General features: G+C 67.6%; 16 protein-coding genes. 6 read left to right on the top strand and 10 right to left on the bottom strand.

Annotation, left to right across the window (positions count from 1 at the left end; genetic code table 11):
• The 3 genes from G4D77_RS12695 to G4D77_RS12685 all read right to left on the bottom strand — a co-directional run bounded on the left by G4D77_RS12695 (position 1) and on the right by G4D77_RS12685 (position 2,999).
• Entirely contained in the window at positions 1–420 is a 420-nt protein-coding gene (locus tag G4D77_RS12695; RefSeq protein WP_154835839.1) for a hypothetical protein, read from the bottom strand.
• 214 nt (positions 421–634) lie between these two features.
• Positions 635–871 (bottom strand): hypothetical protein, encoded by a 237-nt coding sequence (locus G4D77_RS12690; protein WP_012203161.1) that lies wholly within the window; start codon positions 869–871, stop codon positions 635–637.
• A gap of 292 nt (positions 872–1,163) precedes the next feature.
• Positions 1,164–2,999, bottom strand: a complete 1,836-nt coding sequence (locus G4D77_RS12685; protein ID WP_154835837.1) for a lysoplasmalogenase family protein — start codon at positions 2,997–2,999, stop codon at positions 1,164–1,166.
• A 236-nt stretch (positions 3,000–3,235) separates the two neighbouring features.
• Here G4D77_RS12685 and G4D77_RS12680 point away from each other — a divergent pair, with 236 nt between their 5' ends.
• A complete protein-coding gene (locus G4D77_RS12680) occupies positions 3,236–4,240 on the top strand; it encodes a Bug family tripartite tricarboxylate transporter substrate binding protein (protein WP_047217760.1) in 1,005 nt (334 codons plus the stop codon).
• A 24-nt stretch (positions 4,241–4,264) separates the two neighbouring features.
• Here the strand turns inward: G4D77_RS12680 and G4D77_RS12675 are convergent, their stop codons facing one another.
• Positions 4,265–4,906, bottom strand: coding sequence for a histidine phosphatase family protein (locus G4D77_RS12675; RefSeq protein ID WP_017406433.1), 642 nt, complete (start codon positions 4,904–4,906; stop codon positions 4,265–4,267).
• A gap of 203 nt (positions 4,907–5,109) precedes the next feature.
• The gene (locus G4D77_RS12670; RefSeq protein WP_047326234.1) at positions 5,110–5,601 is read right to left on the bottom strand and encodes a YjjA family protein; all 492 of its coding nucleotides are present in this window, start codon (positions 5,599–5,601) and stop codon (positions 5,110–5,112) included.
• 354 nt (positions 5,602–5,955) lie between these two features.
• Here G4D77_RS12670 and G4D77_RS12665 point away from each other — a divergent pair, with 354 nt between their 5' ends.
• The 4 genes from G4D77_RS12665 to G4D77_RS12650 are packed head-to-tail and all read left to right on the top strand — an operon-like array spanning position 5,956 to position 11,179.
• Positions 5,956–7,548 (top strand): ABC transporter substrate-binding protein, encoded by a 1,593-nt coding sequence (locus G4D77_RS12665; protein WP_126311288.1) that lies wholly within the window; start codon positions 5,956–5,958, stop codon positions 7,546–7,548.
• 6 nt (positions 7,549–7,554) lie between these two features.
• On the top strand, positions 7,555–8,520 hold the full coding sequence (locus tag G4D77_RS12660) for an ABC transporter permease (protein ID WP_016446522.1): 966 nt from the start codon (positions 7,555–7,557) through the stop codon (positions 8,518–8,520).
• Positions 8,517–9,455: an ABC transporter permease gene (locus G4D77_RS12655; RefSeq protein WP_012203172.1), complete on the top strand. Its 939-nt coding sequence runs from the start codon at positions 8,517–8,519 to the stop codon at positions 9,453–9,455. Before G4D77_RS12660 ends, G4D77_RS12655 begins: the two co-directional genes overlap by 4 nt.
• Positions 9,452–11,179 carry a dipeptide ABC transporter ATP-binding protein gene (locus G4D77_RS12650; protein ID WP_213757964.1) on the top strand — a complete coding sequence of 576 codons (1,728 nt, stop codon included), beginning with the start codon at positions 9,452–9,454 and terminating at the stop codon, positions 11,177–11,179. Before G4D77_RS12655 ends, G4D77_RS12650 begins: the two co-directional genes overlap by 4 nt.
• A gap of 74 nt (positions 11,180–11,253) precedes the next feature.
• On the opposite strand, the gene G4D77_RS12645 is transcribed toward G4D77_RS12650, so the two are convergent.
• The 4 genes from G4D77_RS12645 to G4D77_RS12630 all read right to left on the bottom strand — a co-directional run bounded on the left by G4D77_RS12645 (position 11,254) and on the right by G4D77_RS12630 (position 14,191).
• Positions 11,254–11,949 (bottom strand): DUF4136 domain-containing protein, encoded by a 696-nt coding sequence (locus G4D77_RS12645; protein WP_154835836.1) that lies wholly within the window; start codon positions 11,947–11,949, stop codon positions 11,254–11,256.
• A 77-nt stretch (positions 11,950–12,026) separates the two neighbouring features.
• Positions 12,027–12,998, bottom strand: coding sequence for a tRNA 2-thiocytidine(32) synthetase TtcA (gene ttcA, locus G4D77_RS12640; protein ID WP_016446517.1), 972 nt, complete (start codon positions 12,996–12,998; stop codon positions 12,027–12,029).
• Positions 12,992–13,363 carry a dihydroneopterin aldolase gene (locus G4D77_RS12635; RefSeq protein WP_016446516.1) on the bottom strand — a complete coding sequence of 124 codons (372 nt, stop codon included), beginning with the start codon at positions 13,361–13,363 and terminating at the stop codon, positions 12,992–12,994. Before G4D77_RS12635 ends, ttcA begins: the two co-directional genes overlap by 7 nt.
• 42 nt (positions 13,364–13,405) lie before the next feature.
• A complete protein-coding gene (locus G4D77_RS12630) occupies positions 13,406–14,191 on the bottom strand; it encodes an SDR family oxidoreductase (RefSeq protein ID WP_016446515.1) in 786 nt (261 codons plus the stop codon).
• Between the two features lie 116 nt (positions 14,192–14,307).
• On the opposite strand from G4D77_RS12630, the gene G4D77_RS12625 reads away from it, so the two are divergent.
• The gene (locus tag G4D77_RS12625) at positions 14,308–15,321 is read left to right on the top strand and encodes a class I SAM-dependent methyltransferase (RefSeq protein ID WP_016446514.1); all 1,014 of its coding nucleotides are present in this window, start codon (positions 14,308–14,310) and stop codon (positions 15,319–15,321) included.
• A gap of 26 nt (positions 15,322–15,347) precedes the next feature.
• On the opposite strand, the gene G4D77_RS12620 is transcribed toward G4D77_RS12625, so the two are convergent.
• On the bottom strand, positions 15,348–16,238 hold the full coding sequence (locus G4D77_RS12620) for a hypothetical protein (protein ID WP_154835834.1): 891 nt from the start codon (positions 16,236–16,238) through the stop codon (positions 15,348–15,350).
• Positions 16,239–16,322: the final 84 nt, after the last annotated feature.

The following is a 16,322-nucleotide window of genomic DNA, read 5'->3' as shown; positions in this document are numbered from 1 at the left end:
TCAGGCCTGGCTCGAGCGAAGGGTGGCGCGCAGCCAGTGCCAGTTGCGCTGGCAGGCGCACAGCAGGCGGCGGCGCAGCGGCGGGCGGGCCACGGTGGCCGACTGCAGCCATTGGCGCCGCGCGTGGGCGGGCAGATGGCGGTAGACCTCGGCGCGCTCCTGCGCCGCCAGCAGGGACAGAACGTCGGCCTGCTGGCGCTGCGTGAGCGCCACGAGGGCATGGGCGAAGAGATCGGGGCCGTGTTGCTGCAGCAGGGTGTGCAGTTGCCCAGTGTGGCGTGCCGCAATGGCGGCTTGCAGGGCCAGCTGCAAGGTGCTGGCGCGGGTGGTGTGGGAGGTGCGGCTGGCGCGTGTGGAGACGGGTGCTGTGGCGGGCGTGGTTGCCGGCGTGGTGCGCAGCGCGGTGATGACGTGTTGCATGGCGGGCTTCTTTCGTTGCGGCCGAAAGAAGCCCGGCACCTATCCGTCAATGGACGTGCGCGGGTCTCCCGGCCGGGGCCTTGGGAAGGGGCGGAAGGGCCGCAGGCATGTGCGGCCGGACCGTATCGGAGGGGTCAGGGCAAGATCGACTCGGATCGGGGTCCATGGGGGAACTCCTTTCTGACGATGGGGCGGGCAAGGCTGCGGCGCGCGCTCAGCGCGGCTGCAGGCTCAGAAAGCTGCGGATGCGGTGCGTGGGCCAGTGGGTCTGCAGGTCCAGGTGCATGGCGTGCTCCATGGCCGATGGGGCCTGGGCCTGCATCTGTGCCTGTGCCTTGGCCTGCATTGCTGCCTGGGAGGCAGCCACGCGCGTGCCGGTGGCGCCGGGGCAGGGCGCGGCAGTGGCAGGCTGCAGGCGTTGCATTGCGGGGCGGACGAACGGTGTGGACATGGCTTTCTCCTTGGCGAACCAGGAAGACTGCCGCGGGCAGGGCCGTCAAGCAGCGTGGGCCGCGCGCTGCTCGATGGCAGCCACACGGGCACGCGGTCAGTGATCAACAGCCATTGGAATCTTCGGTGCAGGAGCGGCGTACCTGATGCATGCCAAGCGCAACTGCAGCGCCGGGCGGGCGCGAAGATCCAAGGGGAAACGCAGCAATGGAAGGAAGCCGGCCGACATGGCCGCTCCCTTCACAGGAGTCGGTCAGTCAGCCAGAAGCGTAGCCATTGCGGCGCGCTGTTTGTCACTGGTTGAACTGGCACTGTCCACGGAAGGACTCCTGAAAATGCGATCCCGCCATTGTGCCTTGCGAGCTGCCTCGGGTCAACCCTGATGTCGATGCGCCACGGGCCAGCCAGCCCTGCACGATCAGCAACTGCGCCGCGTAGTAGGTGGTCAGCACGCCGGCTTGCGCGCCGTCGAAGGGCTGCACAAATCGGTTGATGGCCAGCAGCGAGTCGCTGGCCATGAAGAAGCAGGCACCCATGGCCACCTGCCAGGCCGCCTTGCCGCCCAGATGCCGCGCGCGGCCCAGGGCCTGCGCCGCCATCAGCGCAATGACCAGCACATAGGCGGCCACGGGCAGGCGCAGCGCGGCGGGCAGGCCGCCCTGCCAGAGCACGGCATACATGCCCGCGCCCAGGGCCAGCGTGGCGGCCAGCGAGGGCCGGTGCGCAAACCAGGGTGCGTCCTGGCGCAGCAGCACGATATAGGCCAGGTGGGCGAGCAGGAAGCTGGCCAGGCCCGGGATGAACAGATCGGGCAGCATCAGGAACACGTCGCCCGCCATCGAGGCCGCCAGCGCCGCGGCCAGCCAGCAGGCGCCGCGCGCGGGTTTCGCCAGCGCCGAGAACGCCGCGCTGCCGCGCCACATCTGCATGACAGCGATCAGCGCAAAGACCATGGCCAGCGGCTTGAACAGCCAGTGCCAGTGCAGCATGTCCAGCACGCTGGTGGCGGTGGCCAGCGCGCCGGCCTCGATGGCCAGGGCCACCCACAGGCTGATGCGCCCCTGCATGGCCGCGCCCAGTGCCCACTGGCAGGCCAGCAGCACGCCAAACCACAGCGCATTGCGCGCCGTCGAGGACTGGTCGGCATGCCACAGGAACAGCGACACCCCGGCGATCAGCGCCACGAACTGCAGGCCCGCAAACCAGCGCAGGCTGCGCTGCATGTCCGGTGCGTAGAGCACGCGGTGCGCGTCCAGGTCGAAGGCCGGCCTGGGAAAGCGCTGCGCCACGTCGGCAGGGCGCCACCCGGGCGGCTTGAGCCAGACGCGCAGCTTGTCGCCCCAGCGCCGCGCATGCCAGCTGTCATGGATGAGTTGCCGGTACACCACGGCGTTGGCCCACAGCGGATCCCAGCTTTGCAGCAGGCCGCGCGTGCCGTAGACACAGGGCTCGCTGTCGTCTTCGGGCTTGAAGGTGCCGAACAGGCGGTCCCAGACGATGAGGATGCCGCCGTAGTTCCTGTCCAGGTAGCAGTCATTGACGGCGTGGTGCACGCGGTGGTTGCTGGGCGCGCAGAACCAGCGGTCGAACCAGCCCAGGCGCCGCACCTGCTCGGTATGGACCCAGAACTGGTAGAGCAGATCGATCAGGCCCACGATGGCAAACACCAGCGGCGGCACGCCGGCCAGCGCCATGGGAAGGTAGAACAGCCAGCCCAGCAGCGCGCCCGAGCTGGTCTGGCGCAGCGCCGTCGACAGGTTGTAGTCCTGGCTCTGGTGGTGCACGGCATGCGCGGCCCAGAGCACGGCCACTTCGTGGCCCATGCGGTGAAGCCAGTAGTAGCAGAAGTCGTAGAACAGCAGGGCCAGCAGCCAGCCGGGAATGCTGGTCCAGAAGGCATCGTTGCGCCACAGCGCCAGGTGCTCGAAGGCCAGCGTGTACAGACCTATGCGCAGCAGCTGGGTGAAGACGGCGCTGGTCTGGCTGAGCATGCCCAGGCTGATGGAGCTGATGGCGTCGGCCAACCGGTAGGCATTGCGCCCGCGCCACAGGCTCACGCCCCATTCCAGCGCGATCAGCAGCAAAAAGGCAGGAGTGGCGAAGACAATGACTTGGCTGGGTGAGAGCATGGTCAGCCGATTCTGGGCATGACGGCGGGGCAGCGCCTTAGGCGAGAACCCTAGGACACGGAATCACAAGGGTTGAAACGGATTGCAATAAATAGGGCTTCGTGGCAAGCGTGTGGCAGGAAAATTGCGCCCTATGGCAGAATCGCCCGCTTTCCACGCGCTGGCCGTCCCTGCCCTGCAGGCCATTGCCAGCCCGCACCGCCTTCGCCGGCATGCGCCGCGCATGCCCACGCTCCATGCACCTGTCCCGACGCTCCCTGCTATCGGCTGCCGCCTCAGTGGCTGCGGCCCTTGCTGCTGCACCCGCCGCCCATGCCGCGCCGGGCGCGGGCAAGCCCTGGCCGGCAGGCGGGCCCATCACGCTGATCGTGCCCTTCGGCGCGGGCAGCGATGTGGACGCCACGGCGCGGCTGGTGGCCGAAAAGCTGGGTGCGCGGCTGCGCCAGTCGGTGGTGGTGGACAACGTGCCGGCCTCCGGCGGCGTGCTGGGCGTGAGCAAGGTGGCGCGCTCGCATGCCGATGGCTACACGCTGCTGCTGGGCTTTGACGGGCCGGTGAGCATTGCGCAACTGGTGAACTCCTCCGTGCGCTATGACGCCGAGCGTGATCTGGCTCCCGTGGGCCTGACTTCGGTGGCGCCCATGGTGATCGTGGCCCGCCCTGGCCTGCCCGTGCACAACCTCAACGAGCTGATCAGCATGGCCCGCGCCCGGCCCGGCGCGCTGACCTATGCCACCCCGGGCGTGGGCACGGTGCTGCACCTGGCCATGGAGCGGCTGCAGGAGCGTGCCCGCATCCGCCTGGTCCATGTGCCCTATCGTGGCGTGGCACAGGTCACCAGCGAGGTCATGGGCGGCCAGGTCGATCTGGGCATTCTGATGACCACCGGCGCCACGCCGCTGGTGCAGCAGAAAAAGCTGGAAGGCGTGGGCGTGACCTCGGCACAGCGCATCGACGTGATTCCCGAGGTGATGAGCTTTGCGGAGGCTCCTGATTTGAAGGGCTTCGAGCTGGAAGCCTGGACCGGCCTGTTCGCCCCCGCCCGCACGCCCGAGCCCGTGGTCAGCCGCCTGGCCGCCGAACTGGCCGAGGTGCTGAAGCTGCCCGAGGTCCGCAAGCGCCTGCAGGACAGCGGCGCCACGCCCGGCTCGGGCACGCCGGCCACGTTCGCCCAATTCCTGAAGAAGGAAAAGGCGAGCTACACGCAGATCGTCAAGTCCGCCAATATCCAGGTGGAATGAGGGCCTGCGCTGCAGTGCGGGCGTTCAGCTGAAAACCTCGTCGCGCGCACCGCCTTCCAGGTGCTGCACATCGCCCCAGCCGACCAGGCCCAGGCCCTGGGGCGTCCACAGCAGGCGGTTGATGGCCGCGTTGCCCAGCGCCCAGGTGCGTGGTGCCTGCACTTCCTGGTGCGTGGCCAGGCGGTAGAGCACATCCATCACGCCGCCATGCGCCACGATCACGATCTGCTCGCCTGCGTGGCGGCCGGCCAGGCGGTTCACCGTGGCCGAGATGCGGTCGCGCAGCATCAGCAGCGACTCGCCGCCGCCTGCGGGCACGAACTCGGGATCGCGCTTGCGCCAGCGCAGCGCGTCCTCCGGGTGGGACGCCTCGATATCGTTGAAGGTCTGGCCCTCGAAGCTGCCGAAGCAGCGTTCGCGCAGGCCCTTGTCGGCCGTCAGCGTCGCGCCCGTGGTCGCGGCCACGGCCTCGGCCGTGGCATAGGCACGCAGCAGATCGCTGCTGTAGATGGCGGCCACCGGCTCGCCCGCCAGGGCCTTGCCGGCCTGGGCGGCCTGCCACAGGCCCAGGTCGTTGAGAGGAATGTCCAGATGGCCCTGGATGCGGGCGTCCACATTCCAGGCGGTTTCTCCGTGGCGGATGGCAATGATGCGCGTGGCTTGCATGAGGGGCTGGCGTGGGGTGCTGCAAAAAGAGCAGGCATTGTCCCGCAAGCCAGGCAAGCCTGCATCGCGCGCCGCCGTTGAAACTGGCGCGGCCCCACTCAGGGACGCCGAGCAAGAGCCGCCTCGCGGCGGGGGCGCCCAGCCGAAGGTGTCGTCCCCCTCCGCGAAGCGAGAAGGGGGAAGCGGCGCAGCCGCTCAGGGGGTCAGATCAGCGATTTAGCGTTGTCCAGCACGAAGTCGCAGGCCTTTTCCTTGAGGTCGCCCTTGAGCTTGTCGATGCTGAAGCTCTTGCCGTTGGCGCCGGTGACCAGGCCGCCCAGGCCGTTCTGGAATCCCGTGTCCTTGGGCTCTTCCTGCTTTTGCATGCCCAGCTTGCCCAGCAACTGGTCCTTGACCTGGGCCGCCTTGTCGGCATTGAGGTAGTTGTTCTTCATGCAGTAGGAGATGACGCCTGCCGCATTGCCGGCCGTGGCCGAGGGGCTCAGGCCCAGGGCGGACAGCGCGCCCGCACCGCCTGCCCCCGCACCCAGCATGCCGCCAAGGCCGGAGCCGGCGCCTTCGCTGCTGGCGGCGGCCTTGTCACCGCCAAGGCCCGAGGCCTGGCGCAGCGAGTCTCCCAGGCCCGACGCCTGGGCAGGCAGGGCGCCCAGGCCCAGCATGGCGCACAGCAGTGCGCTGGCAATGGATGTCTTCATGGATGCTTCCTTTCCGCGGCAACCCGCAGGCTCGATACAGGGCCTGAAATTAGCACGCCGTGCGGCGCAGACCTGTGCCCGATTGCAAACCTTTGCCAGAGCGGGCCGTGTCGGTCTTTCGCGTTTTCACTAGCTGTCAAAGCCGTTGGCCTGTCCATGATGGCCGCACACCATTGGCGGGCCGCGGCGGCAGTCTTGTTATTTGGAAATGGCTTTTAAGTATAAAAATCAATTCAACAAGCTGAAAAAGTTATTTAAAGTGGGGCGCACCTATATGGCCCGCTTCTTGCGGCGCCCGGGCTGCTGCGCCGCATGGCCGCCGCCTTTCCAATCAATCCACAGGGGAGCAGACAAATGATCATGAAGATTCTGGGCAGTTCTTTGCTGGCCGCAGGCCTGTTGACCTCGGCCGCGCTGGCCCAGGCCGAGACCGTGCGCTGGGCGCGCGGCTCCGATCCGACTTCGCTGGACCCGCATGCCTTCAACGTGGGCACCAATTTCGTGCTGCTGCACCAGATCTACGAAACCCTGGTCATCCGCTCGGCCGACGGCAAGCTGGTGCCCACGCTGGCGACCTCGTGGAAGATGACCTCCGACCCGTCGGTCTGGGAGTTCAAGCTGCGCCCCAACGTCAAGTTCCATGACGGCACGCCGTTCACGGCGCGCGACGTGGTCTTCTCGCTGAACCGCGCCAAGGGCGAGAACGCCCAGGTCAAGTCCCTGCTGTCCTCGATGGAGGAGGCCAAGGCCGTGGACGATCTCACGGTGCATGTGAAGACCAAGGGCCCGAACCTGATCTTCCCCGACAACCTGACCAATCTCTTCATCATGAGCGAGAAGTGGTCCAAGGCCAACGGCGCCGAGACCACGCAGGACACGGCCAGCAAGACCGAGAATGGCGCCACGCGCGCGGCCAACGGCACGGGCGCCTATGTGCTGGCCAGCCGCGAGGTCGATTCGAAGACGGTGATGAAGCTCAACCCCGACTATTGGGGCAAGGGCCAGTTCCCGCTGCAGGTGACCGAGCTGGTCTACCTGCCCATCAAGTCGCCGGCCACGCGCGTGGCGGCCCTGCTGTCGGGCGAGGTGGATTTCGCCCAGGACATTCCCGCGCAGGACGTGGCGCGCCTGAAGCAGGACAAGCGCCTGCGCATCAATGAAGGCCCCGAGAACCGCTCCATCTTCCTGGGCCTGAACGTGGGTGCGGCCGAGCTCAAGAGCAGCAACGTCAAGGGCAAGAATCCGCTGGCCGATCCCAAGGTGCGCCAGGCCATCGAGCTGGCCATCGACCGCGATGCGATCAAGCGCTCGGTGATGCGCGGCCTGTCGATTCCCACGGGCGTGATCGCGCCGTCGTTCGTCAACGGCTACGACAAGGCCTTTGCGGCCTATCCCAAGGCGGATGCCGCCAAGGCCAAGCAACTGCTGGCCGAGGCGGGCTACCCCAACGGCTTCACCATCACGCTGAACACGCCCAACGACCGCTATGTGAACGACGAGGCCATCGCCACGGCAGTGGCCGGTTTCCTGGGTCGCATCGGCATCAAGACCGAAGTCTCGGCCCGGCCGATCGCCATGCACAGCGTCTCGCTGACCAAGGCGGACAGCGACTTCTACCTGTACGGCTGGGGCGTGCCCACCTACGACTCGGCCTACATCTTCGACTTCCTGGTGCATACGCGCGGCAAGGACAGCCGTGGCGCGCAGAACGCGACGCACTACAGCAATGCCGATGTGGATGCCAAGATCCTGTCCCTGTCCTCGGAGAGCGACAAGGCAAAGCGCGATGCCACCATCAAGAGCATCTGGGAGACCGTGCAAAAGGAGCGCTTCTACATTGCGCTGCATGACCAGGTGATCCACTTCGCGTCCGTGCCCCGGCTCAATGTGCCCGTGCACCCGGACAACGCGCTGCACTTCAAGTTCGTCAAGTTCGAGAAGAAGTAAGCGCCGATGCTGGTCCATCTGCTGCGCCGGCTGGGCCAGTCCGCCCTGGTCCTGCTGGCCGTCTCCTTTGTCTCGTTCATGGTGTTCCGCCATATCGGCGATCCCACGATCAGCCTGCTGGGCGAGGACGCGACGGTTGCCGAGCGCGAGGCGCTGACGGAAAGCCTGGGCTTCAACAAGCCCGTGCCGCTGCAGTACCTGGCTTACGTGGGCAAGGTGCTGCAGGGCGACCTGGGCATCTCCTACCGGCTCAAGCGCCCCGTGACCGAGATCATTGCCGAGCGCCTGCCCGCCACGCTGGAGCTGGCGATGACGGCGGCGCTGTTCGCCCTGGTCATCGGCGTGGCGCTGGGCGTGTACACGGCCATACGGCGCGAGGGATGGCTGAGCCGCTCGATCATGACGGTGTCGCTGGTGGGCGTGTCCCTGCCCACCTTCCTGATCGGCATCGCCCTGATCTACCTGTTTGCCGTGGAGCTGCGCTGGCTGCCGTCCTTCGGGCGCGGCGAGACGGTGAAGCTGGGCGGCTGGGAGACCGGGCTGCTGACGGCTTCGGGCTGGTCGGCGCTGATCCTGCCGGCCATCACGCTGGGCTTCTACAACATGACGCTGATCATGCGCCTGGTGCGCGCCGAGATGCTGGAGGTGCTGCGCGCCGACTACATGCGCTTCGGCCGTGCGCGCGGGCTGCGTGAGCGCGATCTGTACTTCGGCCATGCGCTGCGCAATACCCTGATTCCCGTGATCACCATCGCGGGCCTGCAGATCGGCTCCCTGATCGCCTTTGCCATCGTCACCGAGACCGTGTTCCAGTGGCCCGGCGTGGGCCTGCTGTTCATCTCCTCCATCCAGGGCGTGGACGTGCCGCTGATCGCCGCCTACCTGATGTTCATCGCGCTGCTGTACGTGGGCATCAACCTGCTCGTCGATTTCCTGTACGTGATCGTGGACCCCCGCTTGAGAAACCGATGACCGATTCCGCCAAACAAGCAATCCCTCCCACGGGCTGGCGCGCCAGCGACTCGCCGGTCAAGCGCGCGTTTGCACGCTCGCGCCTGGTGCAGGCGGCGGCGCTGGTGCTGGCGCTGATCGTGGCGGCCACGCTGCTGTCGCCCTGGCTGGCGTGGCAGAACCCCTTCGATCCGGCCAATCTGGACCTGATGGATGCCTTCACGCCGCCGGGCCAGGCGGGCACCAGCGGCACGCTGTACGCGCTGGGCTCGGACGACCAGGGCCGCGATGTCTGGAGCGCCATCCTCTACGGGCTGCGCATGTCGGTGCTGGTGGGCGTGTCGGCCGTGGGGCTGTCCCTGCTGATCGGCGTGCCGCTGGGCCTGGTCTGCGGCTATGCGGGCGGCTGGTTCGACACGCTGATGATGCGCATCGCCGATGTGCAGCTGACCTTTCCCGTGATCCTGGTGGCGCTGCTGGTCTTCGGCATCGCACGCGGCCTGCTGCCCGAGGGCTACCGCGACGACATGGCGGTCTTCGTGATCATCGTGGCCATCGGCCTGTCCGACTGGGTGCAGTACGCACGCACCGTGCGCGGCGCGGTGATGGTGGAAAAGCACAAGGACTACGTGCTGGCGGCCCAGCTCATAGGCCGCAGCCGCGTGGCCATCCTGGTGCGCCACATCCTGCCCAACCTGCTGGCGCCCATTCTGGTGATCGCCACCATCAGCTTCGCGCATGCCATCGTGGCCGAGTCCACGCTGTCCTACCTGGGCGTGGGCCTGCCGCCCACCCAGCCTTCGCTGGGCACGCTGATCCGCATCGGCCAGGGCTTCCTGTTCTCGGGCGAGTGGTGGATATTGCTGTTCCCCTCGCTGGTGCTGCTGGCGCTGGCGCTGTCCGTCAACCTCGTCGGCGACTGGCTGCGCGACGCACTGAACCCCAAGCTGCAATGAGCACGACACAACAATCCGGGCAGCCCCCCGCACAGCCTGCGGTGCTGAGCGTTCGCGGCCTGTCCGTCACCTTCGACACCTACAAGGGCCCCGTGCAGGTGCTGGACGATGTGTCCTTCGACATTGCGCCCGGCGAGATCCTGGGCGTGGTCGGCGAGTCTGGCGCGGGCAAGTCCATGACGGGCGCCGCCGTGATCGGCCTGATCGAGCCGCCGGGCCGCATCTCGGCCGGCACGGTGCAGTTGCGCGGCGAGCGCATCGACACGCTGCGCGGCGAGGACCTGCGGCGCATACGCGGCCGGCGCATAGGCTCCATCTTCCAGGACCCGCTGACCAGCCTGAACCCGGTCTATACCGTGGGCCGGCACCTGATGGAGACCATCCGCACGCACCTGCCCGTCTCCGAGAAGGAGGCCGAGGCACGCGCGCTGGCCCTGCTCGAAGAGGTGGAGATCCCGCAGGCGCGCGAGCGCATGGCCCAGTATCCGCACCAGTTCTCGGGCGGCATGCGCCAGCGCGTGGCCATTGCCTTGGCGCTGTGCGCCGAGCCCGAACTCATCATTGCCGACGAGCCCACCACGGCGCTGGACGTGTCCGTGCAGGCGCAGATCATTGCCCTGCTGCGCCGCGTGTGCAAGGAGCGCGGCGCGGCCGCCATGCTGATCACGCACGACATGGGCGTCATCGCCGAGACGGCCGACCGCGTCATGGTCATGTACCAGGGCCGCGTGCTGGAAACCGGCCCCGTGCGCCAGGTGCTGGACGCGCCGCAGCAGCCCTACACCCAGGTGCTGATGGGCGCCATTCCCAGCGTGCACCACCGCGTGCAGCGCCTGCCCGTGCCCGAGGTGGGCGGCGGCCCGGCCGCGCCCGCCGTGCCCTGGCAGCCCGGGGCCGGAGCGCAGGAGCCCGCGGCTGCCCTGCTGGAGGTCAGGGATCTGTGCAAGGAGTTCGACCTGTCCAGCGGCTGGCTGGCCCGTCTGCTGGCGCGCGAGGACAAAAAGATCCTCAAGGCCGTGGACGGCGTCGGCTTTTCGATCCGCAGGGGCTCCACCTTCGGCCTGGTCGGCGAGTCCGGTTCGGGCAAATCCACGGTGGCGCGCATGGTGGCCGGGCTGACGCCGCCCACCAGCGGCACCGTACTGTTCGACGGCGTGGACAAGTGGAGCCCGGCCGCGCAGACCGTGGCCATGCGCCGGCGCTTCCAGATGATCTTCCAGGACCCGTATGCCAGCCTGAACCCGCGCTGGACCGTGCAGGAGCTGATTGCCGAACCCCTGCAGGTGCTGGCCCTCACGGCCGGCAAGGACGAGACGGCCGAGCGCGTGCAGGAGGCGCTGCGCCGCGTGCGCATGAAGCCCGACGATGCGCGCAAGTACCCGCACCAGTTCTCGGGCGGGCAGCGCCAGCGCATCGCCATTGCGCGCGCCCTGGCCAGCCGGCCCGAGTTCATCATCTGCGACGAGCCCACCTCGGCGCTGGATGTCTCGGTCCAGGCCCAGGTGCTCAACCTCATGCGCGACCTGCAGGAGGAGTTCGGCCTGACCTACCTGCTGATCAGCCACAACCTGGCCGTGATCCGCCACATGTGCGACGACATCGGCGTCATGCAGCGCGGCCGACTGGTCGAGACCGGCGAGGCCGGCGCCGTGCTCGATGCACCGCAGCATGCGTACACGCGCGCGCTGATGGCTGCCGTGCCGGATATGGAGCATGTGCACTGAGGCACTGCTTCAAGCGCCATCACCATGCAAAAAAGGCCTGCGTCTGCAGGCCTTTGATTTGGGCGCGCGATGGCTTACCGGGCGGGTGCTGGCGTGGCCGGCACGGCCTGCGCTGCAGGTGCCCCCTGGGCCGGCGGCTGCGCCGGCGCGCCACCCTGCTGCACCGGACCGATGGTGGTGCGCACCACGCGCGAGCCCTTGGGCGGGTTGGGGAAGCCGGTGAGCGCAGCGTCGAACAGGATGCCGAAGATGGCCGGGTCGTCGGTCCACACATCCTGGCGCTGGGCCGAGGTCTCGTAGACGATCTGCTGCGTGGTGGCGTTGCGCATCACGATGCTGACGGCGCGGTAGTACTCCAGCGGCGGGCCGTCGAACATGAAGCTGCCGCCAAAGCCCATGCCCCAGCCGCGCCCGTAGCCCAGGCCCCAACCCCAGCGCGGGCCGCCCCAGCGGTCGTAGTAGGGCCAGGCGGCGTAGTCGCGCGCATAGCGAGCGTCGGCACCGATCTGCACGATCAGGCTGGCCCGGGAGTCGTCGCGCTGCAGGCCCACGCGGCCCAGGGCCTGCTGGGCCTGGGACTCGATGGCCGCGAAATGCGTCTGCGCCTCGCGTTGCGAGGGCAGCACTTCCAGGCGGTAGGTGGGCGGCGCGGGCAGGGCGCCCAGCGTGGAATAGCTTTGGACGGTGCTCTGGACTTCGCGCACGCTGGCGCAGCCGGTGAGCAAGGCCGTGGCCACGATGGCCAGGACATGGATGCAGCGCAGCTTCATGGTGTACTCCTTGGTCGAAAAAAGGCCCGTTTGCACGGGCCTTGGTTGGAGTGGGGCGATTGTGATAGGTTCAGCCGTCAGGACGACAGTTGTACCACCTGCAGACCGGGCAGCGATGCGGACACTGGCATCTCTTCATGGTCGAAGGCCATGTCGCCGTTGGGGTCGGCAATGCCGGTGGCCTTGGCGTTCTTGAAGTCGTGCAGCTCGGGATCCATCATGTGCGTGGTCACGATGTGGCCCATGGCGCGGAACATGCTTTCCACGCGGCCCGGGAATTTCTTGTCCCATTCGCGCAGCAGCTCGCCCACGGCCACGCGCTGCAGGCCGTCCTGGCTGCCGCAGAGGTTGCAGGGGATGATGGGGAAGTTCTGGTACTGGGCCCAGCGCACGGTGTCCTTCTCGGGCACGTAGCACAGCGGGCGGATCACCACATGCTTGCCGTCGTCCGAGACCAGCTTCGGGGGCATGCCCTTCATGCGGCCGCCGTAGAACATGTTGAGCATCAGCGTCTGCACGATGTCGTCGCGGTGGTGGCCCAGGGCCACCTTGGTGCAGCCCAGCTCGTCGGCCACCTTGTACAGGATGGCGCGGCGCAGGCGAGAGCACAGGCCGCAGGTGGTCTTGCCCTCGGGCACGACGCGCTTGACCACGCTGTAGGTGTCCTGCGTTTCGATGTGGTAGTCCACGCCGATGCTCTTGAAGTACTCGGGCAGCACATGGTCGGGAAAGCCGGGCTGCTTCTGGTCGAGGTTCACGGCCACCAGCTCGAATTTGACGGGCGCGCGCTTTTGCAGCTTGCGCAGCACGTCCAGCATCGTGTAGCTGTCCTTGCCGCCCGACATGCAGACCATGATCTTGTCGCCTTCCTCGATCATGTTGAAGTCGGTGATGGCGCGGCCCACCTCGCGGCACAGGCGCTTTTCGAGCTTGATCTGCTCGCGCTCGATCTTGATGCGGTTGCCGCCTGCGGTGTCTGCGGGGGCGTCGGCGGCGGCTTCTTCGGCCAGCCAGGGGTTGTCGGTCACTGCGTTCATGGGGTTCACCATTGTCCTGTCTCGACGCGAATGGCCACTTCGCAGTCGTCAAAAATTTCGAGCTTGGCGATCTTCACGCGCACGCCCATCACGCCGGGCAGCTGCATCAGGCGCTGGGCCAGCTTGCCGATCAGGCTCTCCAGCAGGTTCACATGCTCGGCCGTGCATTCATCGATGATGATCTGGCGCACCTTGCGGTAGTCCAGCACATGCAGGATGTCGTCGTCGCGCGGAGCCAGCGGCTGCGTGCCCAGGCTCAGCTCGGCATCGACCTGGATGGGCTGGGGCATCTGTTTTTCGTGGGCGAGGATGCCCAGGTTGGCGTCGAAACGCAAACCCGTGAGCGTCAGGATCTGTTGTCCGGTGGCGGAGTTCATGGGGAAAAGCCGTGGAGTGTGGGGATGGGCGCGGGCAGGCGCCTACATCATGGAAAAGTCGCGCTCGAAGCGCTGCAGGTGCTGGCCGCCATCGACCAGCAGCGTAGTGCCCGTGATGGACTGGTTGTCCAGCGCAAAGCACACGGTGGCGGCCACGTCGGCCGCGCTGGACGAGCGGCCCAGCGGGCTGAGGCGGTGCAGGGCCTCGAAGCGCTCCTGGCTCAGCATGTGGCTGGTCAGCGTCAGGCCCGGGGCCACGCCGACCACGCGCACGCGCGGCGCCAGGGCCAGCGCCAGCATGGTGCCTGCGGCCTCAAGCGCTGCCTTGGACAGCGTGTAGCTGAGGAAATCGGGGTTCTGGTTCCAGAGCTTCTGGTCCAGCATGTTGATCACGGCGCCGCTGGCATGCTCCTCGCCGGCCGCCACGCGGTCCTCGATATGGGCATGCAGCGCCTGGGCCAGCAGGATGGGCGCGCCGGTGTTGCTGCGCAGGTGGGCTTCCAGGGCCACGTAGCTGAAGCTGCCGGCGTCGTCATGCTCGAACAGAGAGGCGTTGTTGACCACGGCGTCCAGGTGGCCGAAGTGCGCAACGGCACGCGGCACCAGGGAGCGCACCGAGTCCTCGTTGAAGAAATCGGCATCCAGGGCGGCGCTGTCGCCGGCCAGTTCAGCGCAGGTGGCGGCCGTCTCCAGCGCCTCGTCGTGGGAGTCGCGGTAGTGCACGGCCACCTGCCAACCGGCGCTGGCAAGCGCGAGCGCGATGTCGCGCCCCAGGCGGCGGGCCGCGCCGGTCACCAAAACTGTGCGTGTTCGGGCAGGTGAGGACATTCGAGGACAATGTACGGATCGTGACGACAGAACCCTCAATTTTAACGGCCGCCCTGCAAACCCGTATTGCGCAAGAGATTGCGTCCTCGGGCGGATGGCTGGCTTTCGACCGTTTCATGGCCCTGGCGCTGTACGAGCCGGGCCTGGGCTACTACGCCAATGACACCGCCAAGTTCGGGCTGATGCCATCGTCGGGCAGCGATTTCGTGACCGCGCCCGAGATGTCCCCGGTCTTCGGCCAACTGCTGGCCGCCCAGGTGGCCGAGGCGCTGCAGCGCACGCACACCCGCGAAGTCTGGGAGTTTGGCGCCGGCACGGGCGCGCTGGCGCTGCAGGTGCTGGACGAGCTGGCGGCCCTGGGCGTGCGGCCGGACCGCTACACCATCGTCGACCTGTCGGGCACGCTGCGTGCGCGACAGCAGCTCAGGCTGGTGAAGTACGAAAGCCTGGTGCACTGGGCCGATGCCCTGCCCGATAGGCTCGAAGGCGTGGTCATCGGCAACGAGGTGCTGGATGCCATGCCCGTGCAGCTGCTGGTGCGCAAGGCAGGTGTCTGGCATGAGCGCGGCGTGGTGCTGCAGCCGGACGGCAGCCTGGGCTGGGAAGACAGGCCCACGCCACTGCGCCCGCCGATGGACATCGAGGGCGAGCACGACTACCTGACCGAAATCCACCCGCAGGGCGAGGCCTTCATTCGCACGCTGGGCGAGCGCATGGCGCGCGGCGCGGCATTTTTCATCGACTACGGCTTTGGCGAATCCGAGTATTTCCACCCGCAGCGCCACATGGGCACCCTGGTGTGCCACCGGCTGCACAAGGTGGACGACGATCCGCTGGCCGATGTCGGCCTCAAGGACATCACGGCCCATGTGAACTTCACGGGCACGGCCGTGGCAGCGCAGGAGGCGGGCTTCGAGGTGCTGGGCTATACCTCGCAGGCCCATTTCCTCATCAACTGCGGCCTGGGCCCCAAGCTCGACGCACTGGCCCAGGGCCCGCGCGCCATGGCCACCAAGCTGATGATGGAGCACGAGATGGGCGAGCTGTTCAAGGTCATCGGCCTGGCCAAGGGCGTGGAGCCCTGGGACGCCATGGGCTTTGTGCGCGGCGACCGCACGCACCGCCTGTAGCCGCCGGCCAGAGCTCTGCCCCGGCCTCAGCGCTGGACGCTTCGGCCGTTGCTCACCTCGTAGGCCGTCTGGTCCTTGAGGTTGATGCGGTAGATCTCGCGCGTGACGTTGCCCGAGAAACCCAGCTCCACGATGGACAGGTTCTCGAACGTGGTCGTGAAGCCGCCGGGCAGGATGCGGTTCAGGCGCGCGGCGGTCTCGCCCATGGCGCGCTCGATCTCGGGCGTGAAGGTGGCTTCGCTGTAGACCAGGGTGTTGTGCGGGTTGTGGCTGCGCACCTCCTTGCCGGCCTGCACCTGGTTGATGCCGCTGACACCCACGCTTTGCACCATGGCCTTGGCAGAGTCGTTCATGCGGGCATAGACGGGTCCCGTCACGCGCGGCAGCGGGCCGTCGCGCAGCGGCGCCATGGCGGCGGTGGCGCGGGTGTTGAAGTCCATCATGGCATCGTAGGCCGGGCCGGACTTGACGATGCCCAGGTCCAGCCACCAGGGCTTGCCGGCCCCCTTGGCGGCCTCGGTGGTGTAGAAATTCTTCAGGTGAACGTCCTGCAGCACGGGCGGCAGCGCCGGCAGGGCCGCCAGCATCTTGCGCGGCGTGGAGGGGTCGGCGCTATGGATATGCACCACGGTGACATGGGGCAGATTGAAGGTGTTGGCCTCGGCCACCAGCTTCAGGCGCAGCAACTGCTCGTGCACCACGGGTGCGACCTGGCTGTCCAGGATGGCGGTGGCATCGGCCGGCAGGCGGTAGACCAGGCCATAGGTGGCCTGGTGCGCGCGGAAGTCGCTGCGCTGCAGGGCGCTGTTGTCGATGGCGCCGGGTCGGGCTGTCGGCGCAGGTGCGCTGGCGCAGGCGGTCATCAGCAAGGCGGCGGGCAGGGCTGCGGCAAGAAGAAGGCGGCGGTTGCGTTGCATGGCGAATTCGTGGTGGTCGGCCTGGAGGCGATGAAGAGGGGGGGACAGCGGCAATGTAGGCAGTCCATATGTCGTGTGCATGAC

The sequence above is a fragment of the Delftia sp. WY8 genome, assembly GCF_018437695.1.
Lineage (GTDB): Bacteria > Pseudomonadota > Gammaproteobacteria > Burkholderiales > Burkholderiaceae_C > Comamonas > Comamonas tsuruhatensis.
The sequence above is the reverse complement of the archived record's forward strand: the minus strand, read 5'-3'. Positions and strand labels throughout refer to the sequence as shown.